The organism is Paraglaciecola sp. 25GB23A (assembly GCF_040012495.1).
Lineage (GTDB): Bacteria > Pseudomonadota > Gammaproteobacteria > Enterobacterales > Alteromonadaceae > Paraglaciecola.
In genome coordinates this window covers 305,998-327,254 of sequence record NZ_JBDYKM010000002.1, presented here as the reverse complement: position 1 = coordinate 327,254, position 21,257 = coordinate 305,998, and the positions used below count along the sequence as shown (strand labels likewise).

At 40.2% G+C, this 21,257-nt stretch carries 22 protein-coding genes and 1 riboswitch; of the genes, 11 read left to right on the top strand and 11 right to left on the bottom strand.

The features are described from left to right. Positions 1-14: 14 nt before the first annotated feature. Positions 15-1,820: an acyl-CoA dehydrogenase gene (locus ABKW31_RS06750; protein ID WP_348615521.1), complete on the bottom strand. Its 1,806-nt coding sequence runs from the start codon at positions 1,818-1,820 to the stop codon at positions 15-17. A gap of 163 nt (positions 1,821-1,983) precedes the next feature. Between ABKW31_RS06750 and ABKW31_RS06745 the strand changes: the two genes are divergently transcribed. Next, positions 1,984-2,958 carry a helix-turn-helix domain-containing protein gene (locus ABKW31_RS06745; RefSeq protein ID WP_348615520.1) on the top strand — a complete coding sequence of 325 codons (975 nt, stop codon included), beginning with the start codon at positions 1,984-1,986 and terminating at the stop codon, positions 2,956-2,958. A gap of 430 nt (positions 2,959-3,388) precedes the next feature. Beyond that, positions 3,389-3,697 carry an isoamylase early set domain-containing protein gene (locus tag ABKW31_RS06740; protein WP_348615519.1) on the top strand — a complete coding sequence of 103 codons (309 nt, stop codon included), beginning with the start codon at positions 3,389-3,391 and terminating at the stop codon, positions 3,695-3,697. A gap of 59 nt (positions 3,698-3,756) precedes the next feature. Here ABKW31_RS06740 and ABKW31_RS06735 read toward each other — a convergent pair whose 3' ends face one another. The 3 genes from ABKW31_RS06735 to ABKW31_RS06725 form a co-directional block, all read right to left on the bottom strand. After that, complete coding sequence (locus ABKW31_RS06735; RefSeq protein ID WP_348615518.1) at positions 3,757-5,718, bottom strand: beta-galactosidase; 1,962 nt, start codon at positions 5,716-5,718, stop codon at positions 3,757-3,759. Between the two features lie 177 nt (positions 5,719-5,895). Next, complete coding sequence (locus ABKW31_RS06730; RefSeq protein WP_348615517.1) at positions 5,896-6,822, bottom strand: FAD-binding protein; 927 nt, start codon at positions 6,820-6,822, stop codon at positions 5,896-5,898. Further along, a complete protein-coding gene (locus ABKW31_RS06725; RefSeq protein ID WP_348615516.1) occupies positions 6,822-7,571 on the bottom strand; it encodes an electron transfer flavoprotein subunit beta/FixA family protein in 750 nt (249 codons plus the stop codon). Before ABKW31_RS06725 ends, ABKW31_RS06730 begins: the two co-directional genes overlap by 1 nt. A 441-nt stretch (positions 7,572-8,012) precedes the next feature. On the opposite strand from ABKW31_RS06725, the gene ABKW31_RS06720 reads away from it, so the two are divergent. From ABKW31_RS06720 to fldA, 6 genes are all read left to right on the top strand, one after another. Continuing rightward, entirely contained in the window at positions 8,013-9,650 is a 1,638-nt protein-coding gene (locus ABKW31_RS06720) for an electron transfer flavoprotein-ubiquinone oxidoreductase (RefSeq protein ID WP_348615660.1), read from the top strand. Positions 9,651-9,747: 97 nt separating this feature from the next. Then, complete coding sequence (locus ABKW31_RS06715) at positions 9,748-10,143, top strand: H-NS family nucleoid-associated regulatory protein (RefSeq protein WP_348615515.1); 396 nt, start codon at positions 9,748-9,750, stop codon at positions 10,141-10,143. 80 nt (positions 10,144-10,223) lie between these two features. Further along, positions 10,224-11,009, top strand: a complete 786-nt coding sequence (locus ABKW31_RS06710; RefSeq protein WP_348615514.1) for an alpha/beta fold hydrolase — start codon at positions 10,224-10,226, stop codon at positions 11,007-11,009. A 203-nt stretch (positions 11,010-11,212) separates the two neighbouring features. Continuing rightward, the gene (locus ABKW31_RS06705) at positions 11,213-11,986 is read left to right on the top strand and encodes a transporter substrate-binding domain-containing protein (RefSeq protein WP_348615513.1); all 774 of its coding nucleotides are present in this window, start codon (positions 11,213-11,215) and stop codon (positions 11,984-11,986) included. 88 nt (positions 11,987-12,074) lie between these two features. After that, positions 12,075-12,284, top strand: a complete 210-nt coding sequence (locus ABKW31_RS06700) for a DUF2788 domain-containing protein (RefSeq protein WP_348615511.1) — start codon at positions 12,075-12,077, stop codon at positions 12,282-12,284. Between the two features lie 53 nt (positions 12,285-12,337). Beyond that, a complete protein-coding gene (gene fldA, locus ABKW31_RS06695; protein ID WP_348615510.1) occupies positions 12,338-12,862 on the top strand; it encodes a flavodoxin FldA in 525 nt (174 codons plus the stop codon). A 60-nt stretch (positions 12,863-12,922) separates the two neighbouring features. On the opposite strand, the gene ABKW31_RS06690 is transcribed toward fldA, so the two are convergent. Next, complete coding sequence (locus ABKW31_RS06690) at positions 12,923-14,932, bottom strand: methyl-accepting chemotaxis protein (RefSeq protein ID WP_348615508.1); 2,010 nt, start codon at positions 14,930-14,932, stop codon at positions 12,923-12,925. Positions 14,933-15,203: 271 nt separating this feature from the next. Here ABKW31_RS06690 and fur point away from each other — a divergent pair, with 271 nt between their 5' ends. Continuing rightward, the gene (gene fur / locus ABKW31_RS06685; RefSeq protein WP_348615507.1) at positions 15,204-15,623 is read left to right on the top strand and encodes a ferric iron uptake transcriptional regulator; all 420 of its coding nucleotides are present in this window, start codon (positions 15,204-15,206) and stop codon (positions 15,621-15,623) included. 61 nt (positions 15,624-15,684) lie between these two features. Here the strand turns inward: fur and moaE are convergent, their stop codons facing one another. From moaE to moaA, 6 genes are all read right to left on the bottom strand, one after another. Next, positions 15,685-16,158 carry a molybdopterin synthase catalytic subunit MoaE gene (moaE, locus tag ABKW31_RS06680; protein WP_348615506.1) on the bottom strand — a complete coding sequence of 158 codons (474 nt, stop codon included), beginning with the start codon at positions 16,156-16,158 and terminating at the stop codon, positions 15,685-15,687. Next, positions 16,158-16,415 carry a molybdopterin converting factor subunit 1 gene (moaD, locus tag ABKW31_RS06675; RefSeq protein ID WP_348615504.1) on the bottom strand — a complete coding sequence of 86 codons (258 nt, stop codon included), beginning with the start codon at positions 16,413-16,415 and terminating at the stop codon, positions 16,158-16,160. Before moaD ends, moaE begins: the two co-directional genes overlap by 1 nt. Continuing rightward, positions 16,409-16,933 carry a cyclic pyranopterin monophosphate synthase MoaC gene (gene moaC / locus ABKW31_RS06670; protein ID WP_348615503.1) on the bottom strand — a complete coding sequence of 175 codons (525 nt, stop codon included), beginning with the start codon at positions 16,931-16,933 and terminating at the stop codon, positions 16,409-16,411. The genes moaD and moaC overlap by 7 nt, the downstream gene beginning before the upstream one ends. Before the next feature lies 1 nt (position 16,934). Continuing rightward, positions 16,935-17,483 (bottom strand): molybdenum cofactor biosynthesis protein B, encoded by a 549-nt coding sequence (gene moaB / locus ABKW31_RS06665; protein ID WP_348615502.1) that lies wholly within the window; start codon positions 17,481-17,483, stop codon positions 16,935-16,937. A gap of 41 nt (positions 17,484-17,524) precedes the next feature. Then, the gene (locus ABKW31_RS06660) at positions 17,525-18,103 is read right to left on the bottom strand and encodes an NTP transferase domain-containing protein (protein ID WP_348615501.1); all 579 of its coding nucleotides are present in this window, start codon (positions 18,101-18,103) and stop codon (positions 17,525-17,527) included. 1 nt (position 18,104) lies between these two features. Continuing rightward, positions 18,105-19,073, bottom strand: a complete 969-nt coding sequence (gene moaA, locus ABKW31_RS06655; protein ID WP_348615499.1) for a GTP 3',8-cyclase MoaA — start codon at positions 19,071-19,073, stop codon at positions 18,105-18,107. Beyond that, positions 19,064-19,230, bottom strand: a riboswitch (molybdenum cofactor riboswitch). Its footprint overlaps the gene before it by 10 nt. 270 nt (positions 19,231-19,500) lie before the next feature. Between moaA and ABKW31_RS06650 the strand changes: the two genes are divergently transcribed. Continuing rightward, positions 19,501-20,397, top strand: coding sequence for a kinase (locus tag ABKW31_RS06650; protein WP_348615498.1), 897 nt, complete (start codon positions 19,501-19,503; stop codon positions 20,395-20,397). Then, positions 20,391-21,212: an HAD-IIB family hydrolase gene (locus tag ABKW31_RS06645; protein WP_348615497.1), complete on the top strand. Its 822-nt coding sequence runs from the start codon at positions 20,391-20,393 to the stop codon at positions 21,210-21,212. The genes ABKW31_RS06650 and ABKW31_RS06645 overlap by 7 nt, the downstream gene beginning before the upstream one ends. Positions 21,213-21,257 lie beyond the last annotated feature (45 nt).

Here is a 21,257-nt window from a genome sequence, read left to right as displayed (position 1 = left end):
ATCGGTCGCTTTAATTAAAACCACGCTTCTTGCATGGCAGCACAAGTATCTTCCAGCTCGCTTAACAAACGAATATCACGAGCAATAGTTGGTAACTCCCAGTGGACAAAATATTTAGCCGCCTGCAGCTTACCCTGATAAAAATCCCTGTCTTCAGCACTCAAGTTTGAGGAAGTTAATGCATTTTCTGCCACATTTGCTTGGCGTATCCACAGCCAACTCATCACAATCTGGCCAAAGACATTTAGGAAACAACTGGCATTAGCCAGTAAAACAGCTTGTTTATCAGAGGCCAATCCCTGAGCTAATCCCGGAATTAAAGCACTCATTTGTTTAATATAAGGACTTAACTCAGTCACTAAAGCCTGACTAACTTGTCCCTCAACTTGTGCAAAGTCTTTAAGCATAATGCTTTGCAATTGTTTGAGGCCAGCGCCATTGGCCTGCCACAATTTACGGGTTAGTAAATCCAAGGCTTGGATGCCATTTGTTCCTTCATGAATAGGATTTAAACGGTTATCTCGCCAGCACTGCTCGACCGGATACTCACGTGTATAACCAGCCCCGCCTAAGACTTGAATAGCTAAATCATTGGCTTTGGGTCCATATTCAGAGGGCCATGCTTTGACCACCGGCGTTAATAGGTCGAGTAATTCTGCTGCATCAGCTCGTGCTGCTTGATCTTCGTGAGTATGAATATCATCCACCAAACGTGCCGCATAAAAACACAGCGCCATCGCACCTTCAACATAGGATTTTTGCGCCAGTAGCATGCGTTTAACATCACCATGCTGAATAATAGTAGCGGGTTTATCAGTTGGTTTATTGTTTGGTGCCACACGACCTTGAGTGCGTTCTTTGGCATAGGCTAAAGAGAATTGATAACCTCGATAACCAATCATTGCTGCGCCAAAGCCAACACCTAAACGCGCTTCATTCATCATTAAGAACATGTAACGCAAACCTTGATGCTCTTCACCCACTAAATAGCCATGACAATCATCTTTTTCACCGAAATTCAGTACGGTTGACGTAGTGCCACGGTACCCTAGTTTATGAATTAAACCGGCTAATGCTACATCGTTTCTATCGGCTATATTTCCATCTTCATCTAAACGGAATTTAGGCACCACAAATAATGAAATTCCTTTAACCCCCGGAGGCGCGCCTTGGATTTTCGCTAATACTAAATGCACAATATTTTTAGACAGCTCATGATCACCGCCAGAAATGTACATTTTATTACCTTTAAGGCGATATTCACCGTTTTCTGTCTTATACGCAGTGGTATGAATATCCGCTAAAGATGAACCGGCGTGGGGTTCCGTCAAGGCCATGGTGCCAGTGAATTCTCCACTTAACATGCGCGGCATAAAAGCAGCTTTAATTTTTTCTGAAGCAAAATTACGGATAACATTAGATGCCGCGGTGGTTAAAAACGGGTAACCCGTGGAAGAAGGATTAGCCGCCATAAAGTAACCTGCTGATGCGGTCATAATGGTTTCTGGCAATTGCATACCACCTTCAGCAAAATCATAACGGGCAGCCATTAAGCCAGACTCTGCATAAGCATCAAAAGCAACTTTGACCTCACTTATCATGCTGACTTTTTCACCATCAAAAGTGGGTTCGTTAGCGTCCGCTTTTGCATTATGCGGAGCAAATTTTTCAGTCGCAATTTTATTTGCTGTGGCTAAAACAGCGTCAAAGGTTTCTTTATTGTGCTCGCTAAAATGTTCGCGCTGACACAAAGTTTCGGTATCGAGCACTTCGTATAGCTGAAAATGCAATTCTTTTTCTTTGATAAGTTCAATATTCATTCTGACTCCCATTCATCGGTAACAGTGAGTAATCCACGAACTAGCTTGCCAAATAATCTTACTGACAATAATTGTCATTTATGACATATTAATGGTGATTTCAGTCATCAATAAGTGTTTATTATGATCCCTCAACAATGCCATTTATACCCGTCGGTAAATTGTGTTTAATGTCACCATATTAGGCTTTAATCAAGCCTATGCCAGTGCGATTACCGGCGCATTAGATCTTTTTGCATTGGCCGGTGTAACTTGGCAAAGAATGCAAGGTATGACGCCAAGCCCTTTTTTTGAGGTGCAAATAGCAACACTCAAAAAACAGTCCGTTAAGTGTATTAACCAACTAGAAATTAAAAGCCACATTGCCATCGAAGATGTAAAACAAACAGATTTATTACTTATTCCAACTATTGGCGGTTCGTTATTGTCTGTTATCAACCAAAACCGGGCACTTTTACCGCACATTAGACGTCATTTTGAAAATGGCTCAGATATCGCAAGTAATTGCAGTGGCGCCTTTTTTTTAGCAGAAGCAGGCTTGTTAAATGGTAGAGAAGCCACTACCCACTGGGGTTATGCCGAGCTATTTAAAAGCCGCTATCCTGAGGTGAACTTATGTGCTGAAAAGCTGATAACTTCATCGCAAAATATTTATTGCTCTGGCGGTGGTATGGCATGGTTTGACTTAACCTTGTTATTAATTGAGCGCTATTGCGGTCATGATGTTGCCACCACTACAGCCAAAGCCCACGTGATAGATTTATCCCGAGGAGAACAAGCCGCTTATGCTTCTATCCGCGCAAAAAAGTACCATCAAGATCCTGAGATATTACACATACAAGAATGGTTAGAAGCGCACTTTACTGAGTCAATTCAAGTCAGCCAACTTGCTGCTCACGTTAATTTAACTGAGCGCACGCTAAATCGACGTTTTAAGCGCGCTACTGAACAAAATCCTTTAGAGTACTTACAATGTTTACGGGTAGAAGCCGCTAAAAAATTACTGGAAAAATCCCACGATAATGCTCAGCGTATCGTAAATCATGTGGGCTACGATGATTTGAGCTCTTTTACCCGTTTATTCAAAAAACATACAGGATTGTCCCCCAGTCAATATGCTAAAAAGTTTAAACGTTAAATGTCGATAATTTTACTAGCTCGATATACAAAAATTGAGGTCACAAAAGATTCATCATATTAGTGTACCCTTCCTGTAAAAAATTAATTTAGCCGCTTTGTACAAGTGTTTGTCAAATAAGCACAATTATTGCTCTACTTTTATTAACTTTATAATTTTGCACCCTTAAACGCGGATAAAATCCTAATTTCCAACCTTTAAAAAACAGAAATTAGTGAATTTAATGAATGATTTAGGCAAAAACAGTGCTTTAAAAAACGAACTAAGCAGGCGTGCACCAAAATAACTCACACTGCGTTAATTTTGTACAAAATCGAGATAATTAAATTAATTTAGAAATGTTATTTTATTACAGAAAGATGGCTTTAAAATCATATTTGATGTATATTTAAACAATTATTGTAATTTTATTACCAAACGGAGAGCTAATATGGCCTTTAAAAAGCAGTACTTAAAATCAAAAGCAGTGTGTAAAGTCACCTTCAAAATCACTAAAGATGAAGCTCATGAGGCTGAATCAGTGCGTTTAGTGGGTGATTTCAATAATTGGGATACAACTTCGGCTCCCATGAAAAAATTAAAAGACGGTAGCTTTACAACTACGGTTGAACTAAACAAAGACGCTAAATATCAATTCAGATATCTACTTAACGATCAAGAATGGGAAAACGATTGGGCAGCTGATGAATATCTGCCCTCACCTATTTCCTTTGCTGAAAACTCGGTAGTTAACGTTTAAGCTATTCAGGCTAAGGCTTCCACAATTGGTAGCCTTAGCCTACTTACCTAGTCAAAAATCTACTTAATGATACTTGATACTGCCGGGATAGAGTGGCCAACAAATTCAACGGTATGTTGATTAAAGTTTTGTACTAAACAATGATCGCCTCTGTGACTCAGTCTGACCCCTTCTGCTAATTCTTCAGTTGTTATTTCGAGTTCAACACAGCATTGCTTTACCAATGTACTAATTAACTGTTGCGACAATGCACCTACAACCATTACTTTATCTAACTCAGTTACCGCTGCTTTGCCACTCATAGGTCCCTCACTGTAATGATAGAGTGCCTTGGCTGTGATTAATTCATAAGACTCACACCACAGTTTTGCTTGGTATTGGTTTTCATCGACCTTGTCGAATGGCACAATCTCTTGGGTTAAGGTGGGACGTAAAGAATCAAAATTAGCCAGTTTAATCCCCACCATCTCAGCAATAGCCGAAAATTGTCCATCTTTGGGGACCAAACCTGACTCGGTACGAAAGGCCGTTCGCGGACCAAACATCATTTTAGTGGTTTTCGCTGTTGCTTTTAATACCTTAGCAACTTCATCAGAGACTAGAGTTAAGGCTGGAGCGATCACTAAACTATAGGTGTTTTTTGTTAAATCAAGTGGATGGATAATATCGACATCTAAACCCAAGCGCCTAACGATTGAGTAAAACTGATAAAATTGTGCCCAGTAACTGAGTTTAAGATTATGCGGCTGTTGGTCATAAATCCACATGCTTTCATAGTCATGTAGTATGGCAATTTTGGCTTTAATAGGTACTAACGGGTACATCTGTGTACTAAGTTCAGATACTTCCTTATGGCCACGATCGGCACGTCCATCTTGTTGACGCAAACCTGAATGCATGATTTCTTGCGCCATGTGCGATGCGCGCCAACGAAAATAAATCACACTTTGTGCACCATGCGCCCATGCTTGAGCTGTCCATAGTTTTACCGCACCATCTGCCGGTAGCGGATTATATTGCGCCCAATTGGCATGACCACACTGTTGTTCCATCACCCAAAAATCGGTACCTCCTTTTAATCCGCGATAAATATCGTGGTTTAAGCTAACAAGATCAGGATGTCCTGTGCGTGCATAGCGGGTTTTAATCTCTTCAGATTCCCATGTAGCAAAATATTCCAACATACCAATGGGATAACTATCCCAGGCCACAAAATCTAAGTTTTTGCTGGCTTTATATAAATCAAACTCACTGGCAAAAATAACGAAGTTATGAGTAATAAAACGCTCAGGCGACAAGGCACGGATGATGTCAATTTGTAGCTGTTGAAAATCAATAATCATATCTGAACAGTAGCGTTTAAAGTCGAGTACCTGAGATGGGTTCGCCTGACGCACTGCGGTCAAATTGGGTGAACTTATTTGCGACCAACTTGAATATGTTTGACTCCAAAATACCGTTCCCCATGAGGCATTCAAAGCATCAAGACTGCTATATTTGTTTTCTAACCACTGCTGAAAACCGATGACACTAGTAGCGGAATAAGACTGCGCGGTGCCCTCATGCCCTAATTCATTATCCGTTTGCCAACCTGCAACACTAGGATGTTTGCCATAACGTGTTGCCATAGCAGTTACTATGCGCTGACATTCTTTGCGGTATATCGGACTGGCGTGATCATAATGACGGCGAGAACCGAACTTTTTAACTTGATTATTTTCATCTACCGCTAAAATTTCAGGATAGCTTTCTACTAACCAAGCAGGTGGTGTGGCCGTAGGCGTACCTAATACAACCTTTAGTCCGGCTTGCTGATATATATCAATCGCGTCATCGAGCCATTGCCAATCAAACTTGCCGGATTGCGGCTCTATTTTTTGCCAACTAAACTCGCCAATTCTAACAAAAGCTAAGCCTAACGCTTTTTGTTGCTGAGCATGTATCTGCCATTGTGTGGCTTCAACGTGTTCTGGGTAGTCGCATACACCTAAGGTTAAGCAAGGTAGAGAAGCGTGATTCATAGATGTCTCAATATAGGATGGAAAAAACAGCAGTACCTAGCAGGGTACGACTCGTCAATTAACTTGAAGCGCAGTGCCTTCAAACTTTAGCCTAATTATATGATAAATAACATATAACAAAAAGCCACAAAAGAGACCTTTTGTGGCTTTTTTAACTGCGAGAAACGCGATTTTAGCTTAAAGTGCGGCTTCTAATTCGGGTAGAACCGTGAAGAGATCACCGACTAAACCATAATCTGCCACTTGAAAAATTGGTGCTTCTTCATCTTTATTGATGGCAACAATCACTTTTGAGTCTTTCATACCGGCTAAATGTTGAATAGCGCCAGAAATACCCACAGCAATATACAATTGAGGTGCAACGATTTTGCCAGTCTGACCAACTTGCATATCGTTCGGCACAAAACCAGCATCTACTGCGGCGCGAGAAGCCCCCATTGCTGCACCTAATTTATCTGCAATACCTTCAAGAAGCTTAAAGTTCTCACCATTTTGCATACCACGACCACCTGAAATAATCACATTGGCAGCAGTGAGTTCTGGACGCTCTGACTTGGTTAACTCAGCCTTGACGAAACTCGACTTGGTCGCATCTTTAACCACCGAGCAGGTTTCAATTGGCGCTGCATTACCTGTCGCGGCAGCATCGAAAGCTGCAGTACGTACCGTCATTACTTTAATAGCATCAGACGACTGTACAGTTGCCAAGGCATTACCTGCATAGATGGGACGCATAAATGTATCTGCACTGATAACTTTAATCACATCCGATAGTTGAGCCACATCAAGTAAGGCGGCAACCCGAGGTAAAAAGTTTTTACCTGTTGTGGTAGCAGGCGCTAAAATATGAGAATAAGCACTGCCTAATTCAGCCACCAACTCAGCGATATTTTCCGCTAATTGATGCTGATAATGTGCGTTATCAGCCACAAGTACTTTGGTCACACCAACTACATTAGACGCTTGTTCAGCAACACCTTGACAGCCTGAACCGGCAACAAGGGCAGTTACATCTTTATCAATTTGGCAAGCAGCATGGATCAACTTTAAAGAGTCTGATTTCAGCTCTTGGTTGTCATGTTCTACATAAACTAAAATAGCCATTAGATCACCTTCGCTTCATTTTTTAATTTATCGACTAACTCAGCCACATCGGCAACTTTGATACCACCTTTACGTTGGGCTGGAGCTTCAACTTTTAAAACTTTTACATTTGAAACCAAATTCACACCAAAATCACTGGCAGCTTTAACGTCAAGAGGCTTTCTTTTGGCCTTCATAATATTGGGTAGCGAAGCATAACGTGGTTCATTTAAGCGCAAATCAGTCGTGACTACCGCTGGCAAACTCAATTCAACTGTTTGTAAACCACCATCAATTTCACGGGTTACTTGCACTTTGCCCTCTGCAACTTTAACTTCTGAAGCAAACGTACCTTGTGGCATGCCGGTTAACGCAGCAAGCATTTGGCCTGTTTGGTTATTATCTGAATCAATTGATTGTTTACCCAATATGACCAAGTCAGGACTTTCCTGCTCAACCACTTTTTGCAGTAACTTGGCGATTTGCAACGAATCAAGTGCCTCAGCGGTGTCTATTTGTAGACCCCGATCGGCACCGAGAGCCAATGCCGTACGAATTTGTTCTTGGCAGGACTTATCTCCGATAGATACCACCACTATTTCTGTAGCAACACCCTTTTCTTTTAAGCGCACTGCTTCTTCAACTGCAATTTCACAGAACGGATTAAGTGACATTTTTGCGTTAGTTAAATCGACAGCCGAGTTGTCGGGTTTCACCCTAACTTTCACGTTATAATCAATAGCACGCTTGATTGGCACTAGAATTTTCATTATTACCTCTATCTATAGATATCGATTGTATTAATAAGCAGTATTAATGCTTAGCTAAGTTGACGACAATTTACGTAATGTTAACGTAAACGTCAACTTACATGGTTTACTGGGCGTTTCATTTGTAACTACATTTTGACAATTGCTATTGTCGCGTATGATATAGACCCTAATAATGCAAAAAAACGTATTAATAAGCTAACACAGGCTTAACATTATATAATTAAATCTTTGTTTTTAAAGTATTTTTGCTTTTATCGGCTTAAACATACACTCGACACTGGTTTACAACTATGTAATGTTTAAACGACTAAGACCTACCTAATGTAGCTTAAAAATACGACATATTTGGCTTATTAGTTGTCATTTTAGTGCTTAGTTCAGTATTTTTTTAATGAATAGATAAATATAAAAGAGGAACACATGGTGGAACGAGAATCGATGGAGTTTGACGTAGTAATAGTCGGTGCCGGTCCAGCCGGGCTGTCAACCGCCTGTCACTTAATGCAATTGGCCAAACAGGCCGAACAAGAGCTAATGGTGTGTGTGGTTGAAAAAGGCTCTGAAGTAGGCGCACATATTTTATCGGGTGCCGTGTTTGAAACAAAAGCCTTAGATGAATTGTTTCCCGATTGGCAAGAGCGCGGCGCACCGCTCACTACAAAGGTAACAGAAGACCACATTTATTTACTCAAAGATGAGAACAAAGCCACTAAACTACCTAATGTAATCGTGCCTAAAACAATGCATAACGATGGTAACTACATTGTCAGTATGGGTAACGTTTGTCGCTGGTTAGCCACTCAAGCAGAAGAGTTGGGTGTTGAAATATTTCCAGGTTTTGCTGCAGCGGATATTGTATATAACGAAAACGGAAGTGTCGGTGGTGTTATTACCGGCGATATGGGTATCGATGCACATGGTAAGCCAAAAGATTCCTTTATGCCCGGTATGGAGTTGCGAGCTAAATATACCGTGTTTGCAGAGGGTTGCCGAGGACATTTAGGCAAGCAACTGCTCCAGAAATTTGAATTAGACAAAGACGCTTCGCCGCAGCACTACGGCATCGGTTTTAAAGAAATTTGGGACATTGATCCCGCCAAACACCAAGAAGGTCTGGTGGTACACAGTGCCGGTTGGCCGCTGAATGACGCCACAGGTGGCGCTTATCTTTATCATGCCGAAAACAATCAGGTATTGGTTGGTTTGATTATGGATTTAAATTACAGTAATCCAAATCTCAGTCCTTTTGATGAGTTTCAGCGTCTAAAACATCATCCAGTATTCAAACAATATTTAGAAGGTGGTAAACGCATATCTTATGGGGCTAGAGCTTTGGCTAAAGGTGGTTTTAATTCATTGCCCAAAATGACTTTTCCTGGTGGTTTGTTAGTGGGCTGTGATGCAGGCACCTTGAATTTTGCAAAAATCAAAGGTAATCATACGGCCATGAAGTCAGGTTTACTGGCTGCCGAAACATTATTTGAAACCTTACAAGATAAAAATGACACAGGTGGTAAAGACTTAAGTGCCTATGCCGACAAATTCAAACAATCTTGGTTATATAAAGAACTATTTAGTTCGCGCAATTTTGGACCAGCCATTCATAAATTAGGTACATTTTGGGGAGGGGCATTTAATACCCTCGAACAAAATATCTTTGGCGGTAATATGTTTGTCACTTTGAAAGACAATCATTATGACCATAAACAACTAAAATTAGCCGCTGATTGTGCAGTGCCGAACTATCCCAAACCGGATAATGTGCTGAGTTTTGATAAACTTACTTCAGTATTTTTATCCAATACAAACCACGAAGAAGAGCAGCCGTGTCATTTACAATTACTTGATTCAGCTGTGCCCATTACGGTCAATTTGGCAAAATATAACGAACCAGCACAACGCTATTGTCCGGCTGGTGTCTATGAAATAATCGATAATCCAGCGGGCGAAAAAGTATTGCAAATCAATGCGCAAAATTGTGTGCACTGCAAAACTTGTGATATTAAAGACCCAAGCCAAAACATAAATTGGGTTGTACCCGAGGGTGGCGGTGGTCCCAACTACCCTAATATGTAATTACATTTGTCTTTACTTAACTATAAAGCGAGAATGTTCTCGCTTTTTTTTAATTTTCACACCTTGTCAGATCATATTTTTTACTTAAAGAGGTCCTATGTCAGAATTTTTAGCGATTTTAACTCACGGAAGAAAATTACAAGGCGCGGTAAAAGACTTAAGTATAGTAGAGCTTGAATCTGTGGCACAAAAACTGAGTACCATCATTGCAGTGAGAAAACAGAAAGAAGCAGAGCAACACCAACACGAATTAGTCAAGAAAGCAAAGTTAGCCGATATATTACAGCAGATGCAAGATGCAGGCATTGGCATGGCTGACCTGCAACAAGACACACAAAAAAAGTCGTCAAAACCACAGAAAAAACGTCCTATCAAATATAGCTTAAAAGATGAAAATGGCGATAATCATCAATGGACAGGTATAGGAAGGATGCCTAAAGTTTATGCCAAAGCCATTGCTAGCGGAAGAAAACTAAGTGATTTTTCAATCTAGTCAACCAGACTTCGCTCAGTTTTGATTCTGGTTACAATCCTATTTAATCTAAAAAATCTTTCCAATCAAGGTAACAGCACGTGTCAAAGATTCATTATCAAATTTATCCACTTGAAGAAAAAAAACCATGGGTAGTTTTGATTCATGGTTTATTTGGCAGTTTAGATAATCTATCAGGATTGAGACGCGGTCTGGTTAAGGACTATAATGTTTTGACAATAGATTTGCCTGATCACGGTAAATCGGCGCGCACCACAAAATTCAGCTTTGACGAAAATGCCTTATTAATAATCGAATTAATAAAGCGACTTAAGCTCGAAAAAATTAGTATTATTGGCCACTCTTTAGGGGGCAAAATAGCAATGAAAATAGCACTAAATGCGCCAGAAATGGTTGAATGTTTAGTTATTATGGACATCGCTCCAGTCGCTTATTTACCAAGACACGATGCGGTTTTTTCAGGTTTACAGAGTGTTCCTCTAGATAAGATTACCAGCCGTCAAGATGCTGATAGCTTTTTAAAACAAAGTGTAGAAGAAGCGTCAACACGGCAATTTTTATTAAAGAGTCTTTATCAAGACGAGAATGGTTGGCACTGGTATTTTAATCTGCCGTTGTTAAAAAGAGATTATGCTGAAATTATCCAAGAAATTTATGCTGACACTCCCTACTATGGTCCTACACTTTTCATAAAAGGTGAATTATCAGACTATTTATTACCGCAGCACAGAGAAAAAATTCTTGCTTTATTTCCCAACAGTCAATCAAAACTAATTGGCGGCACTGGCCATTGGTTACATGCTGAGAAACCCACTATTTGTCTTAAAATGATTAACTTGTTTTTTAAAAAAACGATGCCATCTTAGTTGATGAGTAACAGGTTAAAAGAACGCAGTTATACTTTGAATTATGTCTACAACTAATCAGGTAGCCTTGTTGGGATTGAATTTATCCTTTGGTTTACAGCCATATTATTGGGTATATACTTTGCTGATTAGAGCATAGTTAATCTTTAAGGTGAAATTCATGATGTCGCTATGCCAAACTTTATTAACCATGCTTGAATTGCATGAAAGGTAAGTCAATTTTGCACACTTTTTTCAAGCTAATCTGTTTTATTGCCATGTTTACTCTGAGTAAAGTTTGTTTAGCTCAAGATACTATTGTTTTTGGGGTAAACTCACCTGGTTCGCCGCCCTACTTATATCTGACTAAAACGGGTACCGAATATCAGGGTGTCATTCCAGACGTATTGAATAAACTCAAACAATTGCACGGCTATAAAATACAATACATTGACTCTTTCCGTAAACGCACCGAGTCGTTTTTATACAAGGGTGAAGTGGATGGCTTTTTATCTAGCAGCCATTGGCTTGAGTTTCCAAATCAACTAATTCACACCATACCCGTGCTAGAACACAAAAGTTATTTATACGGCAATCAAGCATTTGCCGAAGGTTCCACCCTCGACAACTCACCTCGTATGACATTATGTACCCGTAGAGGCTACATATATCCTGCTTTAAACCCTTATTTCGACAATGGAAAGTTCATCCGTGTCGACTCAGACAGTCAGCTCAGCATGCTCAATATGGTGAAAATAGACCGCTGCAACATAGCTGTAATGCATGAATTTAATGCCATGGCTATTCTGGCTTCAGATGCGTTCAAAACAACTCATTTATATAAGTCAGACTTTACTACTGACATTGTTGAATTATCGATTTTCTTACGGCCAGAATTGACTGAGATCAAACAGCATCTCGATGTCATTATTACAAACATGAAAAGTACTGGCGAGCTCGCTAACACCTTACAAAAACATATTGAAAAATCATTGTAATTTGACTTAAAAGCCACGAGATAATTTTAAAGCGATGAAGCTTATGCTACTATTCCGCGGATTTTAAATTGGGTGATAGTTACAATAGATGTTAAACAAATATTATGAACAAATCGAAGCGTTTGGATTAAATATTACACTCATAGGTTTGTTTTTATTGATGGGCTATGTGGTTCATGATCTGTTAAAAAAAAATAATGTGCCCACAATAGGCAAAGTAGTCGTTTATTTCGTATTGTTTTTAGGAGCAGCTGGTTTTGTATTCAAAGGCATCATGCAATATGTCATTGAACACTAAAACAAACCGCTAATTAAAATCAGTAAAATTAGATAATAGAGGTTAGGTATATAATGGCGAGTGTGGGGCTATTTTTCGGCAGCGACACAGGCAATACAGAACATATTGCCAAAATGATTCAAAAAGAATTGGGTAAGAACCTGATTGATGTGCATGACATAGCCAAAAGTAGCAAAGAAGACATTGCTAAATTTGACTTACTATTGTTTGGCATTCCAACCTGGTATTACGGAGAAGCACAATGTGATTGGGACGACTTTTTCCCAGAACTTGAGCAAATCGACTTTAATGATAAGTTGGTTGCTATCTTCGGTTGTGGAGACCAAGAAGACTATGCTGAGTATTTTTTGGATGCCATGGGCATGGTCAGAGACATCGTTGAAGCAAAAGGCGCAGTCCTGATCGGTCAATGGCCGACAGAAAGTTATGATTTCGAAGCATCGAAAGGCATGGCTGACGACCATCACTTTGTTGGTTTAGGCATTGATGAAGATCGTCAACCTGAACTGACGGAACAACGCGTTAAAGCATGGTGTAAGCAAATTCATGAAGAGATGTGCTTAGCTGAATTAGGCTAAGATTAGCATGTTGGAAATATCTTAAAAAAGGAGCCCTAGGCTCCTTTTTTAATATCATTGCTAAAGTTTAAATTTAGCCACTACCTTTTTTAATTCTTCCGATAATTCATCTATTTGTTTAATTGCATTATTTGATTCACTCGTACTGGTTGCGCTTTGCTGTGCAATATCCACAATAGATTGCAGGTTGCCGGCCATTAAATTTAATAATTGATCTTGTTGCTGAGTATCCTTCGCGATCTTTGTATTAATAGCAGAAAGTTGCTCTATAACCTGAGTGATATGTTCAACGTCATTACTAACTTGCTCGATCATTCTGACACTTTCATTAGATTGCTCATCGCCTAATGACATAGCATTAACTGCTTGCTTAGCATCATCCTGTAAAGTAGTAATAACTCCCTCAATTTCTTGCGTGGAAGCTTGGGTTTTGGTGGCTAAATTACGGACTTCATCGGCAACAACCGCAAATCCTCGACCTTGTTCACCTGCTCTAGCAGCTTCAATCGCCGCATTTAAAGCTAACAAATTAGTTTGCTCGGCAATACTTTTAATAACATATAAGATCGTTACAATGTTTTTACTATTTTCATCTAAACGATGAATAACAGAAGATGATGCCTTAGCCTGTTGCGCCTGAATAATAACTTGCTGCTTGGTTTGAGCGACCAAATCGGCTACGACTTTACCTTGTTTAGCAACCGCTTTTAACTGCTCAGTAGAATTGGTAATTTGAGTTAGATTCCCGAGACTGGTATCTCTTACTTTACCGGTGTTACTCGTCGTTTCAAGCACGTGCTCGCGCTGCACCGCGACTTGTTGTAAGGTTTTACTTCCTAAGGCCACACTAAGAGTAACGGCTTCGCTTAAAAGTTTTTCTTTTTCATCTATTTGCTCAACCACATGATGCAAACTCGCACTAAGCTCATTGACCGCAATGGATAAAGTAGCAAATTCATCATCACCAATCACTCGTGCCCTGTGGGTTAAATCACCGCTGCCTAAAATAGCTAAACTCCGATTTATGCGGGCTAAGGGTATCGCAATAGAGCGTGTGACCCATGTAGCAACAGCCAGAACTAAAACGAGAGTAACGACAAAAATACTCAGCCCCAACCAAATATTGGCACCAACAGTGGATAAAATATTGTTTTGTCCTTCTAAGGTATCATCATTAATCTGCTTAAAAAGCTCCGCGAGTAAATTGATGGCTTGCTCAAAATCGGCGTCAGCCAATTTTTGCATATCTTGCGCTCCCATTGATGCTTCAATACGTTGTTGTTGCAATGCAAACAAACCAGTATTGGTAACGAAGCCTTGTTTGAAATTTTCATATTCAGAGTTAAAGCTCTCTACTAAGCCATCTGTATCAATTCCTTGGGCTAAACGATTAAAATAATCGACATCAACTTGGGCATTACTTAAACCAAACTCAACGTTCTCTTTTTCTGTCAAGTAAGCTGATAAATCCACAATTTTAGTAAAATCTTTTAAGCCTCGATTTAAGGTATTAATTTTGTTATCTATATTTGCGCCTGTGCCCAATAACCGAGCGAAGTTAGGCGACTTATTCTCTGTATACGACAAATCCTGCATCAACGCGCTAGCTTCATCACCGTGGCTCATAATAGTTGTATTGAGAACCATAATCTGCTGTTCCAATTGCAACTGTTGTTCACGGTTTTCATACATAAGGTCTGCATGTTCTAAATAGGCATAGGCTTGTATTTTACCTTGTTCAAAAATGTCATTATTGTTGGCTATTTTTTCTGCTAATTCTTCGAACTGCTGTTTGGTTTGTCTCATTAACAAATTGAATCTGTCTCTATTCTCCTTCAACAGATTGGGCTCAGTTAGAAAAAAACCTTCCGTTGACTCTTTTGCGAGCGACAACATGCCAGTTTGTACTTGCAGCATTTTTGCCTGTACAGGCATTTTTTGCTCGACAACACTGCGAGCAGAGTCACTGATTTGGTTTAGACCTAAATAAGAAACGATGTTGGTCACCAATAACATGGCCGAAATTATCGCAAAACCCAGTATGATTTTGCGCAGCACCGTTAAGTTCATATGTAATATCCTAATTTGACGCCAAAGATAACAATATCAGGCCTTTGTTACTGTATCGACAGAAAAATAAATAGTTCAATAAAAATAACACCTTACTATCTTTTTTAACAAACATTCATGGTCATTTTCATTACTTTTATATTTTAAATGGTTAAAGCTTAGTCGCTTATCTTGTCGATCACAGATAATTAAAGGCTTAGTGGCTAATTCGCGCTTTCAAATCCCGTTGAGTACCTTATAATGGAGCCACAACTCATTTATTAGTAAGCCAATGGATCAAAATAAAGAACTAAAAAAAGCAGGTTTAAAAATCACCCTGCCCCGCTTAAAAATACTTGAAATATTACAAGAGCCAGCCAACCAACATATTAGTGCTGAAGATGTTTATAAGTTACTTATCGAACATGGCGAAGACATAGGCTTAGCAACGGTTTATCGTGTGCTCAATCAGTTTGATGATGCGGGTATACTAAATCGTCATCATTTTGAAGGTGGAAAATCGGTTTTTGAAATAAGTCATAAAAAACATCATGACCACCTCGTCTGTTTAAAGTGTGGAAAGGTGATTGAATTCGAAGATGATGTGATAGAAAAGCGCCAAGAAGAAGTCGCTAAACGTCACAATATAAAATTAACCCACCATAGTTTATATCTATATGGTGAATGTGAAAACGAGTGTGACGAAGATTAAACGAGTTATACCGCTAATTTAGTGCGCTGAGGCTAGCGCACTTTTTTCTGGATAGGTAAAACTACCACCGCTTTATAGCTTCATTATCAGAACTTTTTGCTTCAACCCAAACGTCACCAGCATCGCTGAGTTCTTTTTTCCAAAAAGGCGCGCTGATCTTTAAATAGTCCATGATAAATTCGGCGCCAGCAAAAGCAGCATGACGATGTTGGCTGCTTACCCCGACCAAAACTATCTGATCATTAATGCATAAGTGCCCAACTCGATGGATCACCGTAACATTACCCAAAGGCCACATTTCTTTCGCCTGCTTAACTATATTGACTAAAGCAGACTGTGTCATCGCCGGATAATGCTCTAAAAACAATCCATTAAGCTGACTATTTTGATTAAAGTCTCTCACTAGACCAACAAATAATACCACTGCGCCATTATTGGCATTGAGTTGCCTTAAGCGCTGATATTCACTTGCCATATCAAAGTCATGCTCATGCACCCTAATCATGTCATCGTCAGCAAAGGATTTACCCATCATTAACCTCCTGTCACAGGTGGAAATAACGCGACTTCATCATCAGCACTAATTAAGGTATTTTGCGTTGCCATAGTTTGATTGACCGCAACTAAACAGTTGTCGGCTCGAATAAGCTCCTCCCAATGTAGGCCCTTATCGGATAAATAAGTAAACAAACTAGCAACTGTGTAGGGCTTTACTAAAGTGGAAATATCCACAGTTAGTCTCTCGGTATTGAGCCTCTCACGCAGTTGACCAAAAAATAAAATGCTTAACATAATTTAGCGGCCTCGTCCTGCGCCCGCCAGATCCCACTTTTGCCACCCTCTTTGTGCAGAACTTTGATGTCAGAGATCACCATACTTGGATCGACTGCTTTACACATATCGAACAAGGTCAATGCGGCGACAGAGACGGCAGTTAAGGCTTCCATTTCGACCCCTGTCTGCCCTGATAATTTGCACATCGCTTTAATCTTAACGCTGTAGTTTTTTGGTAGTAGTTCAAAATCCACTTGTACTTTACTCAACATCAAAGGATGACATAGTGGAATGAGTTCACTGCATTTTTTTGCTGCTTGAATACCAGCAATTCTGGCTACGGCTAACACATCGCCTTTTTTATGTTGGTTGTTTATCAACATGTCAAAGGCCGGTGCAGACATACTAATTTTTCCTTCTGCCACCGCGATACGGGAAGTCATGGCTTTATCGGTCACGTCAACCATAGCCGCCTTACCTTGTTGGTCTACATGAGTTAAACCTTGGTCTTTATCTTGGGCGTTTAGTTTTGACATTTTAACCTCGATGCTCACAAGGCATTTGCACTGACTGCTTTAAATGTACGATAAAGTTACACGGTTTATGCGTTGATTTAAGCTGCTGCTGCAATATGCCATGCCACCCAGTTTTGCATGCGCCGGTAGAACCTGGTAAACAAAAAATAGCAGTGCCATTAGCCATTCCAGCCAAGGCTCTTGATTGCACCGTAGAGGTACCAATTTCAGTAAAAGATAAATAACGAAATAACTCGCCGAAACCCTCAATATCTTTATCAAACAAGACACTTAATGCCTCTGGAGTGGTATCTCGCGACGTAAAACCAGTGCCTCCTGTACAGAGCACAACTTGAATATCCTCAGAAGCAATCCATCGTGAAACAGCAGCACGTAATTGATATTTATCGTCTTTTAAGATGATATGTTCGACTACATTATGCCCATCAGCTTGCGCGGCCTCGACTAAAAACTGACCAGAGGTGTCGTTGTCTGACGTGCGCGTATCTGAAACCGTGAGTACGGCTATGTTTAATTGCTGTGGTACTTGAGTATCTTGCTTACTCGTCATACTAATACCTTATAAAAAGTTGGAATATTATTGGATACTTATTAAGAACAATGTAAATCCCAGGTCTGTGGCTCATTGACATTAATAAGTTCATCATATTTGTCACAGATTAAGGACTGAGCGCTTAACTGTGTCATCAGCGCTTTAATTGACCAATTTTGGCTTCGTTCAATTTGCTCGGTGACGATATTAATTACCTTTGCGGTATAAGGCAGGTAACAAGGTAAAAAACAATTATTGAGATAGGCAGCACTGTGGTGCTTTCGACCAAACAATACCAATTCATTCAAGGTGACAAAAGACAGATTAGGCATGTCTACCGGAACAAACAAGAGTTCTTGTATAGATGATTGCCCATCGATATTTTGCAGTACAGCATGTATGCCAGACAAAGGTCCACGATGTGAATAGATATCGGCAATACCATTCAAATGTTGGTCACCGCTCACCACAACTTGTGCACCATCTATTTGCGCCAACATTTTCCAGCAATGCGCAATCATAGTGTTTTTAAACCTTGGAGCGTAGCGCAAGGCTTTGTTTTGACCCATACGACTAGACTGTCCACCAGCAAGAACAACGGCCAATATTGAGTCAGTGTTTAATGCACATAACGCCACATTAGCCGCCTAACATTGCCAAATGTTTCGTCGCACCAGTTAAGCCCTCTTGTAACCAGTGAGTGGCTTCTTTGTCGCCAAGTAAGCTAATCAGCTCTTGGCGCAAACCAGCTTCATCTCCGGCAGAAATATAGCGACGAATATCTAAACCTTGTTCTGCAAATAAACACAGATGTAACTTGCCTGTGGCCGATATACGCAAACGATTACAAGAAGCACAAAAGTCTTTACTGTAGGGCATAATTAAGCCAATTTTACCTGCATAATCAGGATGATAAAACTCTTGGGCCGGTCCTGCCGCTTTACCACGGATCACTTGGCACCAACCTGATTGTAATAATTGGTTTTTTAAGGGTTCTGCGGAAACATGGTTTTGTTGAAAAAACGGTTGGTTATCACCGGTTTGCATTAATTCAATTAAACGCAGACTGATGGGGCTTGATTTGACCCACTCCAGAAAACCATTAAATTCTTTTTCATTGTACTGGCGCATGAGTACAGCATTAACTTTGACTTTTAAACCCAAAGTTAAACCTTTTTCTATACCAGCTAATATGGAGTCTAAGCTATCGTGACCTGTGATCGAGGCAAACATACGTGGGTCGAGACTATCAATACTGATATTAATAGAGTCTAATCCCGCGTCAACCCACTGTTCGACACATTTGTCGAGTTTGTAACCATTACTGGTCATGGCCACATGCTCAATGCCAGGGGTAGCTGCACATTGCGCAATAATTTGTGGTAAATCTTTACGTAATGAAGGTTCGCCGCCGGTAATGCGTACCTTACTGGTACCTAATTGTGCAAAGGTCTGCACTATGGTCGCTATTTCTGCGACACTTAAAAAATCTCGATCCGAATCGCATGCATAACCATCAGGCAAACAATAGGTGCAACTAAAGTTGCATACATCAGTGATCGATAGGCGCAAATAATGAAAGCGCCGCCCAAATTTATCTTCCAACATGTTTAACACCTTTCCAAAGTAAAGCTCTAGACTGTTTCTAGCAGCTTTGGGGAGGCTGTTCGATTTCTCTTACAACCCTGGCAATACCCGTTATGGGATTGCGGCCTGTTAACCTTGTCAATGATTTAGGTCAATAGGCTCGGAGTTAGTTTAAAGGACCTTAAGTCCGCTAATAATTTTTAGTAATCTCTTAGCATCAAGGGATTAAGCTATGTTGTATCACATACTGAATACCTCAAACTAGTAACAAGAGCGAAATTCGACAAATAAAATTTCAAACCTATCCTACTTTTGGTTTCAACGAGTTTTATTGGCGCTGGTATATTCACAATGTGGCACGTATGTTGTACCCCACTATCCTAGTAACACAGTACTCACCTTAATTTGCATAGCGTAATAATGCTGACTAATGGAAAACCACAGGCCCATGATTGACCAATTTATCAATGAACATAAGCTCGGTAGTGCATTTGTTAACACCGCCAATGAATATTATATTCCATTGGCAAATAGAATTGCTTTGCACCAAAAAGATGCAAAAAAGACATTTTGTGTGGGAATAAATGGCTGCCAAGGTTCAGGGAAATCAACTCTTGGTGATTTCTTAGGGACCTATTTGTACCAAATACATGCTCTAAAGGTAGTCATATTATCACTGGATGATTTTTATCTCGACCAACAGCAGCGCCAACAACTAGCGAGTACAGTCCATCCTCTATTCAGAACCCGTGGTGTGCCTGGAACTCACAATACTGGGCTCATGCATCAGGTATTAGAAAAATTAAGTGGCGCAGGTAATACATTAGCTTTGCCTAAATTTAATAAAGCGGCAGACAACCCTTATCCCACAGATCAATGGGCTACTGTCTCCCCTCCCGCTGATGTTGTTATATTAGAAGGGTGGTGTTGGGGTGTCGAAGCACAATCTCAAGCCGATTTGCGTAAGCCAGTCAACCAATTAGAGTCACTTGAAGATAGCGATGCTGCGTGGCGTAATTACGTCAACGAACAGCTGTATACCCACTATCAACCACTATACAAACTGATGAATTATTGGCTTATGTTAAAAGCACCGGATTTTTCAAATGTATATAATTGGCGTTTGGAACAAGAGCAAAAACTGGCTGCATCATTAACTACCATGGCTCATTCAAACGTAATGAATGCTGCGCAAATAGAGCGTTTTATTCAATTCTATCAACGCCTGACTGAACATGGTCTAGCTACATTGCCAACACGTTGTAATGAAGTATTTGAATTAGACTCTAAACGCACAATCATTAAGCATCACCTAGCTGCACAGCTAACGGGAACCTCATGTTGATTGAACAAAAACCTGTCATATTTACCGATCTTGATGGCACCTTACTCGACCATCATGACTATAGTTTTAGTGCCGCACAAAAAATGCTGGCTAAACTTGCCAGCGCGCAAATAAGTGTTGTACCCAATACCAGCAAAACCCGTGCTGAAGTTGAATTATTGCGAGACAAAATGGGCTTGAGCGGTCCCTTTATTGTAGAAAACGGCGCCGCTATTTATTTACCCAAATCTTTTTTACCCATTGAGCCGGATGGTATGGAACAGATAGGAGATTATTTAAGATTCGCTTTTGCTGCTCCCCGAGAAAAATGGCTAAAACTATTACTATCAGTTGATACACAATTTAAAGGTTTGTTTCGCCATTTTGCCGCTATGACAGTTGAGCAAGTATGCGAAGCAACAGGCCTAAGCTTTACTGACAGTGAACTTGCTATGCAACGGGAATTTGGTGAGCCAATCGAATGGCTTGGCAATGAGCAACAAAAAAACTTGTTTTTGCAGGCCTTAACCGACTTAGGCGCGACCCCTGTAGAGGGAGGTCGCTTTATTCATCTCAAAGATCAATGTGACAAAGCACATGCAATGAACTGGCTAATGGCACAATTAAAACGCCAATTTGTGCAACATAATTGGGTTTCAATTGCATTAGGCGATGGTCAAAATGATGTCGCGATGCTCGCGGCAGCTGACTATCCGGTGCGCATTGCCTCACCCGTTAATACATTGCCTGAGTTTAAAACACACAAACCCATCATCACCAGCACGCTTACAGGACCGGCTGGTTGGTCAGAATGTCTGGAGAGCTTACTTTTTTAACCATGTCCTGAGAATTTTTAATAAACCTTAACTAACTGGAGGCAA